Origin of the sequence: Sporosarcina sp. USHLN248 (genome assembly GCF_037144575.1) — a bacterium.
In the GTDB taxonomy this organism is placed as follows: domain Bacteria; phylum Bacillota; class Bacilli; order Bacillales_A; family Planococcaceae; genus Sporosarcina; species Sporosarcina contaminans.
The window spans coordinates 15,431-32,336 of sequence record NZ_JBBCZC010000026.1 but is presented as its reverse complement, the minus strand read 5'-3'; the positions used below and the strand labels follow the sequence as shown (position 1 = coordinate 32,336).

Below are 16,906 nucleotides of genomic sequence, written 5' to 3'. Positions count from 1 at the left end.
GGACGAGCGAGACGAGCAACGCCGTATGCGAGCGTTTGTCAACAAGCTGAGCATCTGCCTATTTTATTGGCAGATGCTTTTTTCGGAGGTGATTCCGTGCCGACTGCGAAGCGTGGGAACGTATGGCTTGGCGCGTCAGGCTTAGTGATGAACCGCATGGGAGAATGGCTAGTCGTTCGTAAAACATATGGGGGCTTAAAAGGGGCCTGGTCTTTTCCTGCAGGGTTTGTAGATGGTGGAGAAACAGCCGATGCCGCTGCGATTCCAAGAGGTTAAGGAAGAAACAGGTGTGGATTGCAATTTGGAAGGAATGATCGGTTTTCGCACTGGTGTATTAAATGGACAGATCAGTGATCATTTAGCGATATTTTTACTGCGTCCGAAGAACGAGGAGCAACAATTTGCACCTGACGTCAATGAGATTTCAGAAGTCGCTTGGAAAACGCCTTTTGAGCTTAAGGAGGATCCGAATGTGTCGGCAATGATTCGTGAAATAGCAGATGAGGCGATCGAATCAGGATTATATCAAATGAATGAAATAAATCCTGGGGATTGGTTCGGCTATACTTCTTATAAGCTGCTTTTCAAGAAATAGTTTTGACAAATCAATGACCTTACGTGCGTTCTATTGAAAGGTTTCATCTCTTCCTGTAAAATGTTGAGTGGAAAACGGAGGTAGTCGACTTGGGACAAATTTCACTAGTGGAAGTCATTTTATCTATCCTTATTTTCATTGTCATGTTTTTCGGCATCGGCTTCTTGTTGAATATGCTGCTTCGTATGACATGGCTAATGGCGATTCTATATCCAATTGTTGTCGTCTTGATCATTGATGATGTGCGTGTATTTGAATATTTCACAAAACCGAAGTATGCTTTCGGTCTACTTGGAGATAAAATAGTTTCCCTACATGCTGTCGACATTATCATTTTGTTAAGCGGATTGGTTGGAGCGATTATATCTGGATTTGTGATAAAAGCATTGCGAAAACAAGGTTATCAAATGTTTTAAAATAATATTGGCTGAACGCTCATTTTTTAATACGAGTGCAGATCGATAAGGTGAATGCAGCAAGCGCATGTTACGTTTTTCTAATTGAATGAATGGTAACAGGCTCGTTTAAACTCAGATACAATTATGAGGTGTTTGATAAAAACGGTGTACCGAAGACAAATTGTCTATAGGTACACCGTTTTTAATTTGCTAAATACCTTAAATGATAAATGAGTACGTAATCACTGAGATAAGAATGCCAGTTACTGAACCGGCAAATACTTCACTTGGCTTATGCCCTAATAGCGTTTTTAGCTCTTGTATTTTCTGCTGGCCGTCTTTATGTGACCAGCCTTTCATCTCTTGCACAAATGTTTGAAAATCAATTCGCATTTGATTAATGATCAGAGCCTGTTGTCCCGCCTGATAGCGTATCCCTGTCGCGTCAAACATAACGATGACAGCAAAGATGGCAGATATGGCAAACAATGTCGAATCCAGTCCCGCCTCATAGGCTACAGCTGTCGTCAATGCAGACACGGCGGCGGAATGAGAGCTTGGCATACCCCCTGTCGAAGTCATTAATTTCCAATCTAACTTCTTTGAAAACAGATAATGGATAGGAATTTTTACAAATTGAGCGAAGAAAATCGCAAATAATGCCGCTAGGAGCGGAGTATTTTGAAAAAGAGCCATCGATCATCCACTCCTTTTTGAAAAAGTAGAAAAATATATAATTATTATACCATCAATCGCACTATGTGAAAGGATATTCCGAAGTTCGAATAATTCTTTTTTGTTCAGCGGTAGTTTAAGATATAATAAAGGTGAATGAAAAGTGGGAGGTTGTCAAATGAAAACAAATATTCTACAGCCAGACTTCAATGAAATCAAATGTGATGTACTGTTAGTAGGGGTACCTGAGCATCCAGAGAACGTAACAGGATGGTCGGTATTTGAGGAATCTTTTAGTCCGCGACTGATTGATTGGATTAAGTCTGGGGATATTCAGACCGAATTTAAAAAGATCGTTAAAATGCCTTCGTTGCAAAAGAACGGATATGACCGTGTAATGTTTGTTGGCCTTGGACCTTCTAAAAAATTGACGGAGGACCGCTTGCGGCAAATATTTGCAGCAGCAGGAAAAGAACTTAAAAATGTAAAAGCTTCTTCAGTCGCTGTTTGGACATCGCCTTTTACGAATGAAGATGTAAAATGCGAGGATGTCGTATTTGCAGCAGCTGAAGGGATTGGCCTCGGCAGCTATCAGTTTGAAGGCTACAAAACAGATTCAAATGAAAAAGACGTTGTTCTCGAAACATTATCCTTTTTAACGAACGCTGATGAGGATGAGATGAAAGCGGCATTTGAAGTTGGGAAGACATATGCGGAAGCTGTCAATTCCGCTCGAAACTTAGTGAACTTGCCTCCGAATATGCTGACAGCTACCAAAATGGCAGATTATGCGACAAAATTGGCGGAAAAATACGATTTTGAAATTGAGGTATTAGGTAAAAAAGAGATGGAAGAGTTAGGCATGGGTGCCATCTTAGCAGTCAATAAAGGGTCTGTTGAAGAGCCGCGTTTAATTGTAATGAAGTATGCGGGCACTGATCAATGGGAAGATGTTGTCGGGCTTGTCGGCAAAGGAGTTACATATGACACAGGTGGCTATTCATTGAAGCCTCGTGAAGGCATGGTCGGCATGAAAGGTGATATGGGAGGCGCTGCAGCTGTTTTAGGAGCAATGCAAATTATCGGAGAGCTGCGTCCTTCTAAAAACGTTATTGCTGTTATCGGCTCGACTGACAATATGATTTCCGGAGATGCTTTCAAGCCGGACGATGTCATTACATCTTTAAGCGGCAAGACGATTGAAGTATTGAATACGGACGCGGAAGGCAGATTGGTGTTAGCTGATGCTGTAACGTACGCGAAGCAGTCCGGAGCAAACTATGTCATTGATATCGCTACTTTAACAGGCGGTGTTATTGTTGCGTTAGGCAATGATAAAACGGGTGCTTTGACGAATAATGAAGCGTTCTTCGAAGAATTCATGGAAGCATCGTTAGAAACTGGAGAGTTCGTCTGGAGACTGCCTTTAACTGAGAACGATAAAAAGAGAATCCGCAAAAGTGAAGTTGCCGATTTAAATAACTCTCCTGGAAGAGATGGCCATATGATCTTTGGTGGTGGTTTCGTCGGTGAATTTGCGGAGGATACACCTTGGATTCATTTAGATATCGCTGGGACGTCCGATGCGTCAGCACCCCATGATTTAGGTCCAAAAGGCGGCACAGGGGTAATGGTACGTACTTTGGCTACTTTCATCGAGAGAATGGCTGAGAAAGAGCAATCATAAAGTAAATGAAATGTTTAACATCCGTTCGTTGGTCATTACAAAACGAGCGGATGTTTTTTTGGGGGGAGATTTTTTGGAGGAAATAAAAGTTGTCTATGCATTTATACAAAATAGTGAGGGTCAAGTATTAATGGTTGAAAACCATGAGGGGCATTGGTCTTTTCCTGGGGGAAGAGTAGAAAAGGGAGAAACTTTAGCAGAGGCTGCAGTACGCGAGGCATATGAAGAAACGAACTTAATCATTAAAATAGGAAATATCATGGCCATTGACGAAGTAAAGTTCTCAGAGCGGAATCATCATGCGATTTTCTTTACTTTTGAAGGAAAGATCATTAGTGGTAACGAGGAAATTAAAATGCCTGAAGAAATATTCGATATTGAGTGGGTCGATATGGATCAAGTTGAACGAAGGGCACCTTATTTAAATGGCATTCATAAAGTTTTGTCAGGTAATGCACCTTATTTTAATCAAGGAATACGGTAAGTTTATACTAAATGTACGGTAGTTCATAGAAAAAATAGTGGAACGAATAGGATTCGCAGGGATGTTGCCAGAAAGTGAACCTAATTGTGCAAGAATGGGCATTCGCCCCTCTACATACCGCCCGATTCGAATAGGATAGGTGAGAAAGGGGGATGACGAATGCCACGGTATGGCAGATTTGGCAGAGGACCTTATGGTCGTGGATTTGGAGGTTATGATGGATTCGGTTTTGGATTTGGAGGACCATTTTTAGGTGGATTGGTAGGCGGTTTCCTCGGGAATGCATTGTTCCCTTCTTATCCATATAATTATGGTGGTTTTTCTCCATTTTACGGTGGATTTTCACCATATCCATTTTATTCACCTTTTGGATTTCCGTATTATTAAAAAAACACACCCGGTTCCTTTCGTTAGGAACAGCGGGTGTGTTTTTTAATCCTTTAATTGTTTGTTCTTCGTCGCTTCAGCAACGACTTCTTTTAAATCATCACCGACGGTACGATCAGTAGGTTTGACGCCGGACATATATGCCGCACGCCCCATTAGATGTCCTCCAATCGGCGATGTGATGAAGAGGAAAAGGATCCCTAAGAGGAGCTGTATACTGAAATGCCCCTCCTTCAACCAAAAATGAAAGAAAACGCCTAATAGAATACTTAGAACGCCTAATGTGGCGCTTTTCGAAGCTGCATGAGCACGCGTATATACATCTGGCAGCCGTAAAATACCGATCATTGTCACAATCGTGAACAATACACCGACTACGATAGGGACAATTATTAAAATATTAGTGAGGACGTTCACGTTCGATAATCTCTCCTCTCTCGATGAATTTGGAGAAGGAAACCGTTCCGATGAAAGACATAATCGCAATCAATAAAATAACATCGATAAAAAATGGAGTATCAAAAAGAATCGACAGGAGAGCAATCGATGAAATGAGCATAACTCCGATACCATCAAGAGCAATCAACCGATCTGGAACGGACGGCCCTTTGAAGACGCGGTACATAATTCCGCACATCGACAAAATAACGAAGATGAGACTGCACCATATAAAAACTGTCATGCCCGGCTCACCTCCATAATCGCTTTCTCAAAAGAATTTTTGATTGACCAGATTGCTTCGTCCACGTCATCTACATCGATCGAATGGATGTACAATGTCTTTTGATCGTCAGAAACGTATAACACAATTGTTCCTGGTGTTAACGTGATCAAACTCGATAAAAGCGTAATTTCCCAATCATGGTCTAAATCGGTCGGCATTGCAAAAATCATTGGTTGAATATCCAATTTCGGCTTAATGACGAGCGATAAAACGGATAGATTTGATAAAGTCAATTCTTTGAAAAATAACAATGTCAGTTTAATTGCCGCCCAAAGCCGCCATATATACAACCTGGAAGGAAAGAAACGTCTTGCAACTATAATCAGTATCAATCCGATTAAATAACCAATAATGAATGTAGTTGCATTGAATGAAGAATTCATGAACATCCATACAACAGCTACAAAGAAATTCAATAATATTTGAAAGGCCATCGACATCAACTCCTTTATCCTCGCATTCATTAACTGCTCCCCTTCTCAATTTATAAGCCGTTGTTCACCGATAGATTGTAAGAAGGGGCAACAGTTCGGCAATGCCCGATTTGTACCACTATCAATTAATGAGCAATGTCCACTAATGAAAGTTTACTTTAGCACTGCGTCAATATAGATCGATGGTTGCAGTAATACGTCCGTGGCATCAGCTATATATGGAGCGAACCATTCTACCCCGATTCCATACAGAACGGATAGCAATACTAATGAAAGCGTAGGAATCATCATTTGTACATAAGGCTTCGTTTTCGTTTTCGGCAGATTCTGTGGCTCTCCCCAGAACGCATAAATGAAAATCCGAATAACTGATAGCAGCACGATAAGGCTCGATAGCAAAATAATAATGCTGCCCCAAATATGCTCTGCTTCAAAAGCTCCGCGTACTATGAGCAATTTTCCTATGAAGCCGCTCAGTGGCGGAATACCCGCTAATCCGAAAGCTGCAATTAAATAAAACCAGCCCAAGGCAGGATGTGTTTTCATCAATCCGCCCATTTTCCTTAAATTCGATGTCCCGGTTACATAAATGATCATGCCGATCAGCAGGAATAGCGCCGCTTTGATCAACATGTCATGAACGAGATAAAATACTGCACCAGACAGACCGGATTCATTCATTTGAGCCGCACCGTAGAGAATAACGCCTACTGCGATGACGATATTGTAAATAATGATCTGTTTTAAATCAAAATAAGCAAGGGCGCCGATACATCCTGCGATAATTGTCAGAATGGATAAAGCCATCAAAATCCCATGCGTAAAGGCCATGTCATGCACGAAAAACAAAGTGTACGTCCGCATAATCGCGTAAATACCAACTTTCGTAAGCAATGCACCAAACAAAGATAATACAGGAATAGGAGGTGCAGCATACGATCCTGGAAGCCAAAAATAAAGCGGGAACAATGAACCTTTAATGCCGAATACGATGAGCAATAATATCGCAATGACAGAAATGATGGCAGGTTGTTCGATTTGAGCAATCTTGGCAGCTATATCGGCCATATTCAACGTCCCTACAACGGAATAGAGCATTGCAACTGTAATGACAAATAAAGCGGATGAGACAACATTAATAATTATGTACTTAATCGATTCACGCAACTGTTTCTTTTCACCGCCTAAGACGATGAGTAAGTAAGATGCGATGAGCAGAACCTCGAAAAAGACAAACATATTGAAAATATCGCCTGTTGTAAACGCACCATTCACACCTGTAATCATAAAGAGGATTGCAGGGTAATAAAAGTATTGTTCGCGTCCTTTACCAATCGTAGGAAAGCTGTACAGAACGATAAAGAAAGTGATGAGCAACGTTGTTGTCACTAAGATGGCCGAAAACATGTCAGATACCATCGTAATTCCAAAAGGTGCAGGCCAGCTTCCTAAAGTGACCGTTTGTATCCCTTCCTGCTTTATAGTCCAAATCAAGTAGAACGAAGAACAAAGGCTTATAAGCAAACCGATCACAGTCAATACCCGTTGCGTCTTGACTTGCTCTTTAAAAAATAAAAGAAGAATCGCGAAAAGGAATGGCAGAATGATCGGAAATAAAAGCAAGTTAATCATGTTCGTCATTTCCTTTCATCAGATTCATATTATCAGTCTTATGCACGGCGTAAGCACGGTAGGCCATGACGAGTATGAATGCCGTCACACCGAAACTAATTACGATGGCAGTCAAAATGAGCGCTTGTGGAAGGGGATCCGCAAAATCCGTCACGCCTTCCAATAGGACGGGAGGTGAAGCTCCACCTAAGCCGCCCATTGTTAAAATAAGAAGATGGGCACCATGGCTTAACAAACCTGTTCCAACAATGATTTTAAGCAAGCTTCTTGACAGGATTAGATAGACCGCGGCGGTAAATAGGACCCCGATCAAAATGGCCATTAAAAACTCCATTATGAATCCCCTCCGATCGCTTGAATAATAGTAATAGCAGAGCCGACGACGACGAGATAAACACCTGCGTCAAAAATCATCGCCGTATGGAGAGAAGTTTCCCCAAATAAAGGCAAATTGAAGTCGTCAAAAGCATGGGTGAAGAATGGAACGTTAAAAAATATGGAACCTGCGGCAGTGCCTAAAGACAGTAGGAGGCCGATCGCCGTAACGACCGTAAAATTAAATGGCAATGCCTTCTGTACAGTTTTTAAATCGAATGATAGGAGCAGAAGGACGATTGCTCCTGTCGTCAGAAGACCGCCTACAAATCCGCCCCCGGGTGTATAGTGCCCTGCAAAGAAAATATGAATCGAAAAAAGAAAGATGATGAAAAACACGACTTTCGTTGTCGTCTGTAATATGACGTCATTTGTCCTCATCTAATTTCTCCTTTCTTGCCAAACGAAGTTTAATCATACCTAAAACTCCGATACCTGCAATTGATAGAACAGCAATTTCGAATAATGTATCGAATCCACGGTAATCTACAAGTATAACGTTAACGATATTGCCCCCGCCAGCTTCTGTATGGACGGTGTCCTTATAATATTGTGAAATGGACTCAACAAATTTTTGAGAGTGCGTTGACAATGCCATTAATGTAACTGTTACACCGACACCTAAAGCGACAATCGCATTCACCAATTTTGTTTGCTTCTTTTCTCCGTGGTCGGATAAGGCAGGCAAATGTTTGAATGCCAACATGAATAAGGCTACCGACACGGTTTCAATAACTAATTGCGTCAAAGCCAAATCTGGAGCTTTGAAAATGACGAAAAATAGAGCAACTGAATAGCCGACCGCACCTAATGAAATAATCGCTCCGAGGCGTGTTTTCGAAAGTAACACAAAAATGACGGCTAACAACAGAATTACTCCATTCAACGCGGCATACATACTCACTTTCGAGAAACTGCTGAAATCGACAGCAAAGGCGTCCTTCATGAACAATACCACAATCATCATAATCGAAATGAAAGCGAATATATAAAGTAAGTACGACCGAATTAAACCGGTCATATAGGAGCGTGAAAGACGGTTCATGCCTTTCTCTCCAAAGGTCATCGTTGCATCGTAGAAAGCGTTCAATGAAAGATAATCGGGTTGTATAGAATAGTACTTTTGCCATTTTGACAATGATAAGTACAATAATGTACCAGCAACAATGACACCGATCGTCATCCATAATTCCGCAGAAGCAAATCCGTGCCATGCCGATACATGAATGGCGACTTCTGATGGATGTTCAAATGCATACGGTTGAGCGGCCATTACAGCCGGCTTCACAAGCCATTTACCAACTAGATTAGGTATGAAGAAAATAGTAATGACAAGAACCGCCAAAATAACTGGAGATAAAAGCATGCCAAATGGTGCTTCATGCGGTTCGTTCGGCAAGGATTCTGCTTTTTTCTTGCCTGCAAATGTCCTAAACACAAAATAGAAACTATAAATAAATGTGAACACACTTGCAATCCAAGCTATGACAGGGAATAAGAAGCCCCACGTGTCAAAGTTGAACAAATTAAATTGCCCAATTGCAAGCATCGATTGCAAAAACATCTCTTTACTTAAAAAGCCATTGAAAGGCGGCAAACCAGCCATTGACATGGAACCAATGAAGGCAACTGTGAAACTGATTGGCATGATGCTCATTAATCCGCCTAATTTCCGTATATCCCTCGTCCCAGTTTCATGATCAACGATACCTGCAATCATAAACAAACTGCCTTTAAATGTCGCATGGTTGATCAGGTGGAAAATAGCAGCGAACATAGCAAATGTAAAAATCTGTTCGTCCGAATGGAACGTAATTGCTCCTGCACCAAGAAGCGACATAATCAGTCCAAGCTGGCTGACCGTTGAGAAGGCTAAGATCGCTTTCAGATCAACTTGTTTCACGGCAAAGAAAGAGCCCCAAAATAAAGTTAATAGGCCAATGCCGGTGACGAGCCAAATCCATAATTCAGATGCTGCATAAATCGGCGTAAACCGTGCAACTAAGTAGATTCCTGCTTTTACCATCGTAGCAGAGTGCAAATATGCACTGACGGGCGTTGGTGCCTCCATTGCATCGGGCAACCAAATATAAAAAGGGAATTGTGCAGATTTTGTAAACGCTCCCAACAATATCAGAATAAGAGAAAGCGTAAAGAACTCGTGGTTAAAAAGTACATCCGAGTTTGCAATCAACTCCCGGATTGAAAAAGTATCGCCCATAATGCCAAGCAATGTAAATCCACCTAACATCATCAATCCGCCGAACACAGTAATCATCATCGATTTCAGAGCGCCGAAACGTGAGCCGTCGCGCGTATACCAATAACCGATCAGCAAGAATGATGAAATGGATGTCAGTTCCCAGAACAAGTACAGGGAAATGACATTATCCGACTGTACAACACCTAACATTGCGCTCATGAAAAGTAGAAGATAGACATAGAAGTTCCCTAATTTTTCCTTCTTTTTATCGAGATAAAAGATTGAATAGAGCACGACTAAAGAGCCGATTCCCGTAATAAGCAAAGTAAACAATAAACTTAGCCCATCCAAATAGGAGACAAACGAGATGCCCATTGAAGGGATCCATTGCAATTCAGATATTGCATGTCCACCATCCATCGTAGTAGGGATAAATGTTGCATAATAAATGAATAACAGTACAGGAATGCTTAGTACAAACCAACCAGTATGTATGCCTTTCATTTTTCTAAAGAGGAAAGGAATGAAAATAGCAGCCACAATAGGCAGGAATATTAAAAGTACAAATTCCAAGTAAATCCTCCTTCCAACATTGAATTATTATTCTTTGCATTGTGTAAAAGTATAACGCAAAATGAACGGGTTTGCATGGCTTACTCACTAACTTTGTTGCGTGAATCGAATCTCTTCCTATATTATAGAGAGTGAAAATAAATCGGAGAAAACGTTTATCGGGGTGCAAAATGAGAAATCCTTATGTGTTCGGTTATTTGCCATTTGTCACAATCTCCCTTTTCAGTTTGACATTTGGGGTTTATTTAGTCGGTTTTTCGGTGAATCTATTTAAACAGATTGGTCTTTACGCAGGAATGAGGGAGTTTTTGACGGATGTCCAGCTTCGGATTTTTCTGTTGATCATCTATGCTTTACTTTTTTTTATGGTATTTTCGGCAATGAAGTTAATAGCGGAAACGATTCACGAAACGGCGATGCTCTTTTTTTCAAAAGATGCGATGGGCGAGTCCTATAGCAAGGCGAAAAGTGGAAATTTGATCTATTTTTTCGGGGCTGTCGCTTCTGTCGCGGGCATTCAGTCACTGAAAGTGCTCATCATTCTTTTTTTATTGACAACATTCGTTTATTTCGTATTTGTAGTGTACATATTGAGCAAATATATGACAATAGGGAATACAATTGGGTTGATGGTTTTCGAAATAATGGTTTGGAGCGTCCTATTATCCGTAATTATTTATATTTTATTGAAATTGTACAACGGTGTACTTGCAAGTTTACCGTTTGAATTGAAAAAGACAGCTTGAAATAGCGAAATCGGCGAATAAGGAAAGTACCTTATTCGCCGATTTTTATTAGTCTTGCAATAAAGAAGAGAATGCCCGTATATGAATCTTTTGGTCACTATACCGTTTTATTGGTGTCGGTTGATCGTACCCAATCCAAACAGCTGTCGTGTAATGATCATTCAACCCTGCAACCCATAGGTCTTTATAATGATCGGTCGTACCAGTTTTTGCACCAGTATAAGAAGTTGTATAGCTGATTCCTCTTCCCGTCCCATTCAAAACAACGTCTTTCATTAGATCTCGTATCGTTGAAACAGTTGAAGAGGACCAAACGTCTACTGTAGTGTCCTTCCATTCATAGAGGACATTGCCTTCCCGATCTTTTACCTGCCTTATCGAGCGAGCAGGCTTAAACGTTCCGTCTATGAAACTTGAATAGCTTGATGACAATTCATAGGGTGTTACGCCATGCTGGAAGCCACCAAGTGCAGCTGCGTACGTATAGTCGGCTTCAGTAACATGCTGGAAATTGAAAGGTTTCGTAAAATGAAAGGCATTTTCAATCCCGACTCTTCTCAATAGACGAACTGCCGCAGTGTTATGGCTATGTCGGAAAGCTTCCATCGCGGTCGTCATACCGTAAACATACCCACCGATATTTGTTGGACAATAGGAGCCGATACAAATAGGACTGCTATCGATCGGTGTGTTTGCATGATAAGGTCCGCTTTCAAAAAAAGGCGCATACACCAAAATTGGTTTAATGGCAGATCCTGGTTGTCGAATCGCTTGAAATGCCCGGTTAAAATCTGATTTCCGGTACTCTTTGCCGCCATATACACTAACAACCTCCCGCGTTTCATTGTCTATGACAACTGCTCCTGCTTGTAAGCCATCCGCACGGAGAATTGCATTCAGAGCCGTTTCATCGTGTCGTTGTTTCTCTGAGCTGAGGGCAGTTTCGATAATGAGGCCATTTGAAGAAACGTCGGCGACTCTATTTCTTAGTTGTTCATGTAGTGAACGCTTTTCGTCTTCAGAAGCTGCATTCTTCAGCTTTGCATGATAACCTTCGACTTCACCTATTAATTCTGTCAATTCGTTGAAAACGAAGGAGCTATACATGGCGAAATTGCCTGCTTTCTTTTTAATAGTTAATTCAATAGGTGTCGCTTTGTAATTGCTGCTTTCTTCTTCTGTTATAACACCATTTTTTTGTAGAACGTCTATGAGCCTTTCCTGTCTTTTTTTCGTACGGTCAAAGTGACGTAGCGGATCGTAGAGAGAAGGGTTATTCGGTATGGCGGCGATGAAAGCCATTTCTGCTTCCGACAATTCGCCCAACGGACGGTTAAAATAATAAGTGGCAGCAGCACCGACCCCATATACCCGATTGCCAAAATACATTTCATTCAAATAGCTTTCTAATATTTCTTCTTTTGAACTTTGCTTTTCCAATTCTGCTGCGTAAAGCAATTCTTTAAATTTCCTTTCGTACGTTTTTTCTGTAGAAAGGAATCGCATTCTCACTACTTGCTGTGTAATTGTGGACGCCCCTTGCTGTACATCATCAGCAGCGGCATTTACAGCAAAGGCCCGAACGATGGCGGCAATATCATAGCCACGATGATCGAAAAAGCCTTGGTCTTCACTCATTAAAAATAGTTGTTGAAGAAACATTGGTATCGAATCCAATGGGAGAGGATCTCTCCACTCTACATATTCCTCTGAAAATATTTTTCCATTGCGATCGGTTAAAAGAATCGGATTTTTATTGTTTGGGGCAGAAAGTTCAATGGAATCTTCAAGTGATGACTTCATCGTCGTTGTTTGATGCCATTCATTTGCAATTGCATTTTGGACACAGACTAAAATGAGAGTCATGAGGATGATCGTAATAAAACCGATGATCTGTTTCAAATGCTATCCTCCCAAATTCGTACTATAAAAAATATAGCACACTTCTGTAGAAGCGTGCTTAGCTTGTTTGACAAACGCTCGCATACTGCGAATCGAACATTTAGTTTTCTTCATTTTTTATCGCGCCTATCCTCCTTCCGCGTGACATGGATCGAGAACATAAAAAAACTGTAGACAAAGAGAGAAGATACTTTGTCTACAGTCATTCTAAATGATCCGGTTGCTCATTGAGCGAAGGACTATAGTTGTCTTACGAACGTTCAATATGAGAGCGTCGTTCTTGACTCGATAGGAAATCTTCAAAATCTTGGACAGGCTTCTTTTTGGCGTAATAAAGGAACCCAAATCCTAATAAAAACAGGACACCCGTTAAAACAAAGACGGATGAAATGCCTATAAAACCACTGACAATCCCGCCAAACATCGGGCCGATTATATTGCCTAAAAACCTGAAGCTTGTATTGTAGCCCATTACTTCACCTTGTATGTCAATTGGTGCTTCGCGGCGAACAAGCGCTGTAGTGATTGGGATCATTCCTCCCATTGAAATACCGAACAGCAATCTGCAAATCATAAGCTGCCAGATGGAAGTGACGAATGCCTGTGGAATAATAAAGATGAATGATAGGAGCAATAAGGCGCCCAATACTTTTTCATAGCCGATTTCATCACCTAATTTTCCCCAACGGCGAGCAAATAGCAAATTGCCGACTCCTGCTGCGCTGAAAGTGAGACCTGCTAAAAATGCCACGTCTTTTGCATCTGTCAAATTGGCAACGTATAGCGATAATAAAGGCTGGATACTGAAGTTCCCGATTTGGATTAAAGCGGTGACGACCATAATATTCAGCATGAGGCGATGATGTAGAAGGCCACTCAAAATTGTTCTTCTGGAGTATTGGACCTTTTTTTCGGTTTTTACTTTCACTTGTTCTTTAATACCGAATAGGACGATAATTGCAGCGATGACGACTGAAAAAGATGTTATGATAAATGTATATTTGAAGCCGAATGCATCTGCCATTAACCCGCCTAATACCGGGCCGAACAATGTTCCCGTCACACTGCCCATTTGCAGCGTACCTAATCTTTTTCCTGCCTCTTCTCTTGCCGTCTGTGATGAGATGAATGCCAGTGAGGTAGGGATGAAACCTGTCACAACACCGTTTAATAACCGAAGTAAGAAGAATGCTTCTACGGAGTGGACAAAGCCCATAAGGAAGACGGATGTTGCAATTCCAAAGCCGTTAATAAGCAAGATCGGCTTAAAACCGTATTTATCCGCGATCCTTCCCCAAATTGGCGACATGATCAGAGCCGTAATGAATGTTGCTCCAAAAATGAGACCAGCCCATTTTTGTACGTAAGCATCTGAATGATCGCCAAACGTTTCGATATACAGAGATAAAAATGGCATAATCATCGTCATTGTTCCGGCTACAAGGAAGTTGGCAAACCAGATAATGATGAAATTCCGTTTTTGTATATTCATCGATGAAACCCGCTTTCTTTTCGTCGGACATTGATCTTTACAGAATTGACATTCCCTGTATCCGATCGCGTTAAACTACTATAAGGTCCATTATAAAACAATTCGGGAATCGAAGGAAGTTTCATGCTTATCAATCGATAAACAAAAGATGTTATGATAAACTTAATGGCGGTGACGAAAATGAAGAAAATGATAGGTATTTTCTCGATTCTTTTCACAATGATTATACTTTCTGCATGCGGAACAAAGGACAATTCACAGGAGGCTACGACTATGTATCCACAATTAACAAACGAAGTCGCTTCAAACGAAGCATTGGTCGTCATGAATACTACAATGGGCCCGATTAAAATTAAGCTTTTCCCAGAGAAGGCACCAAAAACAGTTGAAAACTTTTTGACTCACGCTGAAAACGGCTATTATGACGGCATTATTTTCCATCGTGTTATTCAAGACTTCATGATTCAAGGCGGAGATCCGACTGGCACAGGAATGGGCGGCGAAAGCATTTACGGATCTTCATTTGAAGATGAATTTACAATGGATCTATTTAACATTAGAGGCGCATTATCTATGGCGAATGCTGGTCCGAACACGAACGGCAGCCAATTTTTCATCGTCCAAAATCCGAATCCGCCAGCGTCAGCGGACCAACTGAAAAAGGGCGGATGGCCGGATGAAATCGCTGAAGCTTATGAAGAGAAGGGCGGCACACCACATTTGGATCAAAAGCATACGGTGTTCGGTCAAGTGATTGAAGGAATGGACGTTGTTGATAAAATTGCGGCAGCAAAAACTGGCGCACAAGATAAGCCTAAAGAAGATATTGCCATTGAATCGATCGAAATCCTTCAAAAATAATTAAGTAAGTTTTTGAAAAATGAACAATAAGGAAGTGTTCGGAAATGAACGTTATTTTAATGCCGTTCCTATATTTTCCGGAAGATAAATCAGAATACATTCCAGCAGCGTTTTCATTTGTCTTCTTTATGATTCTATTAGCAATTACGTTTACTTGGATTTTACGCAAATCTAAAAAACAAGAAGAAGAGACGAAGGAACTGGAAGAGAAAATTTTACGCGAACGCCGTGAAGCCAAAGAGAAACAGCAACCTATTGATTGAGGATGCTGCTACGTATAGACAAAAGGGTTGGACATTAATTTGATGTCCAACCCTTTTGTTTTTAAGTAGCTAACTTTAAATGCGTCTTGACTACAGGTAAAAAGCGCCCATTCGGAGCGTTCATCACCTTTTCGGAGTATAATTTTCCTTGAAAAAGAGATTATAGGAGAATTCCGAAGCTTTTCGAGTTTGACTATCGTTTAAGCATCCTTATTATAAGAATGCTGTTATGAATTCATTGCTGTAATGAATCGTTCGACGCCGTCTTCTACAACTGAGCGTGGAGCTGCTATGTTCATTCGAAGGAATCCTTTTCCTGCTTCTCCGTATTTTGAGCCTGGTTCAAGAGCTAATTTGCCTTTCTTCAAAAGCTTGTCCATCATTTCTTGTTCAGATAGCCCTGTGTTGCGATAATCGATCCATAATAAATAAGTCGCTTCTGGCTTGCGAATATGAATTTTTGGAACGGCCTCATGTAATTTGTCAATGACATAATCCATGTTGGAAGAGATGATTTCAAGTAGCTTATTTAACCACGGGCCACCTTCTTCATAAGCTGCGACAAGGGCAGAGGATGCGAAGGCGTTAAGGTCCATTTGACCGTGAGATAAGGCATTTTTCTGAAGAGCTTCACGGAGATCTTCATCTTTCGCAATCATAATCGCTGCTTGGACGCCTGCTAAGTTGAATGTCTTCGTCGGCGCTACGCATGTAATGACCCGTCCGCCAATTTCTTCGGCTACTTTTGCAAGAGGTGTATGTACAGACCCCGGTAATACCAAATCAGCATGAATCTCGTCTGACAGTACTAAAACGTTATATTTGTTGCAAAGCTCTAACATCTGTTTCAATTCTTCATTGGACCAGACGATCCCTGCAGGATTGTGAGGGTTGCATAAAATGAATAATTTGACATCTTTTTTTAAGCAACGCTCAAATTCCTCAAAGTCAATCGAGTATTTTCCCTTTTCTTCAATCATGCGGCATTCGACAATGTTTCTTTGCTGGTGGCCAGGCACATTGAAAAAAGGAGGATAAACAGGTGAAGTAATTAAAATATTGTCCCCTTCATTTGTAAAGGTTTCGACGACGGTCGCAATGGCAGGAACAACTCCATGATGGAAAAGCATCCATTCATTCTTCGTTTCCCAGCCGTGGCGTTCAGAAAGCCAGTTGCGGACAGCATCTTTGCATGCCGAACATATATAGGAGTATCCAAATATACCGTGGTCAAGCCTTTCCCTCATAGCTTCAATAACAGGTTCTGGCGCTTTGAAATCCATATCCGCTATCCACATCGGCAATACATCAGAAGCGTCTTCGAGACCATAAACAGCGGATATGTTCCCCCATTTAACGGATCTTGTATTTTTTCGGTCAATGACTTGCTCGAACTCTCTCATACTAAAATCCCCTTCTTTTCTTTTTTCTTTTTCCCTACTATGCTATCATAAATGAAAGAAAAGAAAAAAATA

18 protein-coding genes and 1 pseudogene are annotated in these 16,906 nt (G+C 41.1%); 8 read left to right on the top strand and 11 right to left on the bottom strand.

All coding sequences use genetic code 11. The features are described 5' to 3' along the window. Positions 1 to 147: 147 nt before the first annotated feature. Positions 148 to 595: pseudogene (locus tag WFH04_RS11700) on the top strand (NUDIX domain-containing protein). A 143-nt stretch (positions 596 to 738) separates the two neighbouring features. Beyond that, positions 739 to 1,011, top strand: a complete 273-nt coding sequence (locus WFH04_RS11695; protein ID WP_381480639.1) for a YuiB family protein — start codon at positions 739 to 741, stop codon at positions 1,009 to 1,011. Between the two features lie 201 nt (positions 1,012 to 1,212). On the opposite strand, the gene WFH04_RS11690 is transcribed toward WFH04_RS11695, so the two are convergent. Next, complete coding sequence (locus WFH04_RS11690; RefSeq protein WP_336824235.1) at positions 1,213 to 1,689, bottom strand: divergent PAP2 family protein; 477 nt, start codon at positions 1,687 to 1,689, stop codon at positions 1,213 to 1,215. Between the two features lie 157 nt (positions 1,690 to 1,846). Between WFH04_RS11690 and WFH04_RS11685 the strand changes: the two genes are divergently transcribed. The 3 genes from WFH04_RS11685 (at position 1,847) to WFH04_RS11675 (ending at position 4,226) form a co-directional block, all read left to right on the top strand. Next, positions 1,847 to 3,355 (top strand): leucyl aminopeptidase, encoded by a 1,509-nt coding sequence (locus WFH04_RS11685; RefSeq protein ID WP_336824234.1) that lies wholly within the window; start codon positions 1,847 to 1,849, stop codon positions 3,353 to 3,355. Positions 3,356 to 3,428: 73 nt separating this feature from the next. Further along, positions 3,429 to 3,839, top strand: coding sequence for an NUDIX hydrolase (locus WFH04_RS11680; RefSeq protein WP_336824233.1), 411 nt, complete (start codon positions 3,429 to 3,431; stop codon positions 3,837 to 3,839). A 159-nt stretch (positions 3,840 to 3,998) separates the two neighbouring features. Next, complete coding sequence (locus tag WFH04_RS11675) at positions 3,999 to 4,226, top strand: hypothetical protein (protein WP_336824232.1); 228 nt, start codon at positions 3,999 to 4,001, stop codon at positions 4,224 to 4,226. Positions 4,227 to 4,271: 45 nt separating this feature from the next. Here WFH04_RS11675 and mnhG read toward each other — a convergent pair whose 3' ends face one another. The 7 genes from mnhG to WFH04_RS11640 form a co-directional block, all read right to left on the bottom strand. Next, the gene (gene mnhG / locus WFH04_RS11670) at positions 4,272 to 4,643 is read right to left on the bottom strand and encodes a monovalent cation/H(+) antiporter subunit G (RefSeq protein WP_336824231.1); all 372 of its coding nucleotides are present in this window, start codon (positions 4,641 to 4,643) and stop codon (positions 4,272 to 4,274) included. Further along, the gene (locus WFH04_RS11665; RefSeq protein WP_336824230.1) at positions 4,627 to 4,908 is read right to left on the bottom strand and encodes a Na(+)/H(+) antiporter subunit F1; all 282 of its coding nucleotides are present in this window, start codon (positions 4,906 to 4,908) and stop codon (positions 4,627 to 4,629) included. Before WFH04_RS11665 ends, mnhG begins: the two co-directional genes overlap by 17 nt. Next, positions 4,905 to 5,384 (bottom strand): Na+/H+ antiporter subunit E, encoded by a 480-nt coding sequence (locus WFH04_RS11660; RefSeq protein ID WP_336824264.1) that lies wholly within the window; start codon positions 5,382 to 5,384, stop codon positions 4,905 to 4,907. The genes WFH04_RS11665 and WFH04_RS11660 overlap by 4 nt, the downstream gene beginning before the upstream one ends. A gap of 153 nt (positions 5,385 to 5,537) precedes the next feature. Next, the gene (locus tag WFH04_RS11655) at positions 5,538 to 7,016 is read right to left on the bottom strand and encodes a Na+/H+ antiporter subunit D (protein WP_336824229.1); all 1,479 of its coding nucleotides are present in this window, start codon (positions 7,014 to 7,016) and stop codon (positions 5,538 to 5,540) included. Continuing rightward, a complete protein-coding gene (locus WFH04_RS11650) occupies positions 7,009 to 7,350 on the bottom strand; it encodes a Na(+)/H(+) antiporter subunit C (protein ID WP_336824228.1) in 342 nt (113 codons plus the stop codon). The genes WFH04_RS11655 and WFH04_RS11650 overlap by 8 nt, the downstream gene beginning before the upstream one ends. Then, a complete protein-coding gene (locus WFH04_RS11645; RefSeq protein ID WP_336824227.1) occupies positions 7,350 to 7,772 on the bottom strand; it encodes a Na(+)/H(+) antiporter subunit B in 423 nt (140 codons plus the stop codon). The genes WFH04_RS11650 and WFH04_RS11645 overlap by 1 nt, the downstream gene beginning before the upstream one ends. Then, positions 7,759 to 10,167, bottom strand: coding sequence for a Na+/H+ antiporter subunit A (locus WFH04_RS11640; protein ID WP_336824226.1), 2,409 nt, complete (start codon positions 10,165 to 10,167; stop codon positions 7,759 to 7,761). The genes WFH04_RS11645 and WFH04_RS11640 overlap by 14 nt, the downstream gene beginning before the upstream one ends. A gap of 170 nt (positions 10,168 to 10,337) precedes the next feature. On the opposite strand from WFH04_RS11640, the gene WFH04_RS11635 reads away from it, so the two are divergent. Continuing rightward, complete coding sequence (locus WFH04_RS11635) at positions 10,338 to 10,913, top strand: YufK family protein (protein ID WP_336824225.1); 576 nt, start codon at positions 10,338 to 10,340, stop codon at positions 10,911 to 10,913. Positions 10,914 to 10,961: 48 nt separating this feature from the next. Here the strand turns inward: WFH04_RS11635 and WFH04_RS11630 are convergent, their stop codons facing one another. Both WFH04_RS11630 and WFH04_RS11625 read right to left on the bottom strand, forming a co-directional pair. Further along, positions 10,962 to 12,815, bottom strand: a complete 1,854-nt coding sequence (locus tag WFH04_RS11630; RefSeq protein ID WP_336824224.1) for a transglycosylase domain-containing protein — start codon at positions 12,813 to 12,815, stop codon at positions 10,962 to 10,964. Between the two features lie 250 nt (positions 12,816 to 13,065). After that, positions 13,066 to 14,307 (bottom strand): MFS transporter, encoded by a 1,242-nt coding sequence (locus tag WFH04_RS11625; protein ID WP_336824223.1) that lies wholly within the window; start codon positions 14,305 to 14,307, stop codon positions 13,066 to 13,068. Between the two features lie 273 nt (positions 14,308 to 14,580). On the opposite strand from WFH04_RS11625, the gene WFH04_RS11620 reads away from it, so the two are divergent. Continuing rightward, entirely contained in the window at positions 14,581 to 15,168 is a 588-nt protein-coding gene (locus WFH04_RS11620) for a peptidylprolyl isomerase (RefSeq protein ID WP_336824222.1), read from the top strand. A gap of 44 nt (positions 15,169 to 15,212) precedes the next feature. Beyond that, on the top strand, positions 15,213 to 15,431 hold the full coding sequence (locus tag WFH04_RS11615; protein WP_336824221.1) for a hypothetical protein: 219 nt from the start codon (positions 15,213 to 15,215) through the stop codon (positions 15,429 to 15,431). Between the two features lie 227 nt (positions 15,432 to 15,658). Here the strand turns inward: WFH04_RS11615 and WFH04_RS11610 are convergent, their stop codons facing one another. Next, a complete protein-coding gene (locus WFH04_RS11610; RefSeq protein ID WP_336824220.1) occupies positions 15,659 to 16,834 on the bottom strand; it encodes a MalY/PatB family protein in 1,176 nt (391 codons plus the stop codon). Positions 16,835 to 16,906: the final 72 nt, after the last annotated feature.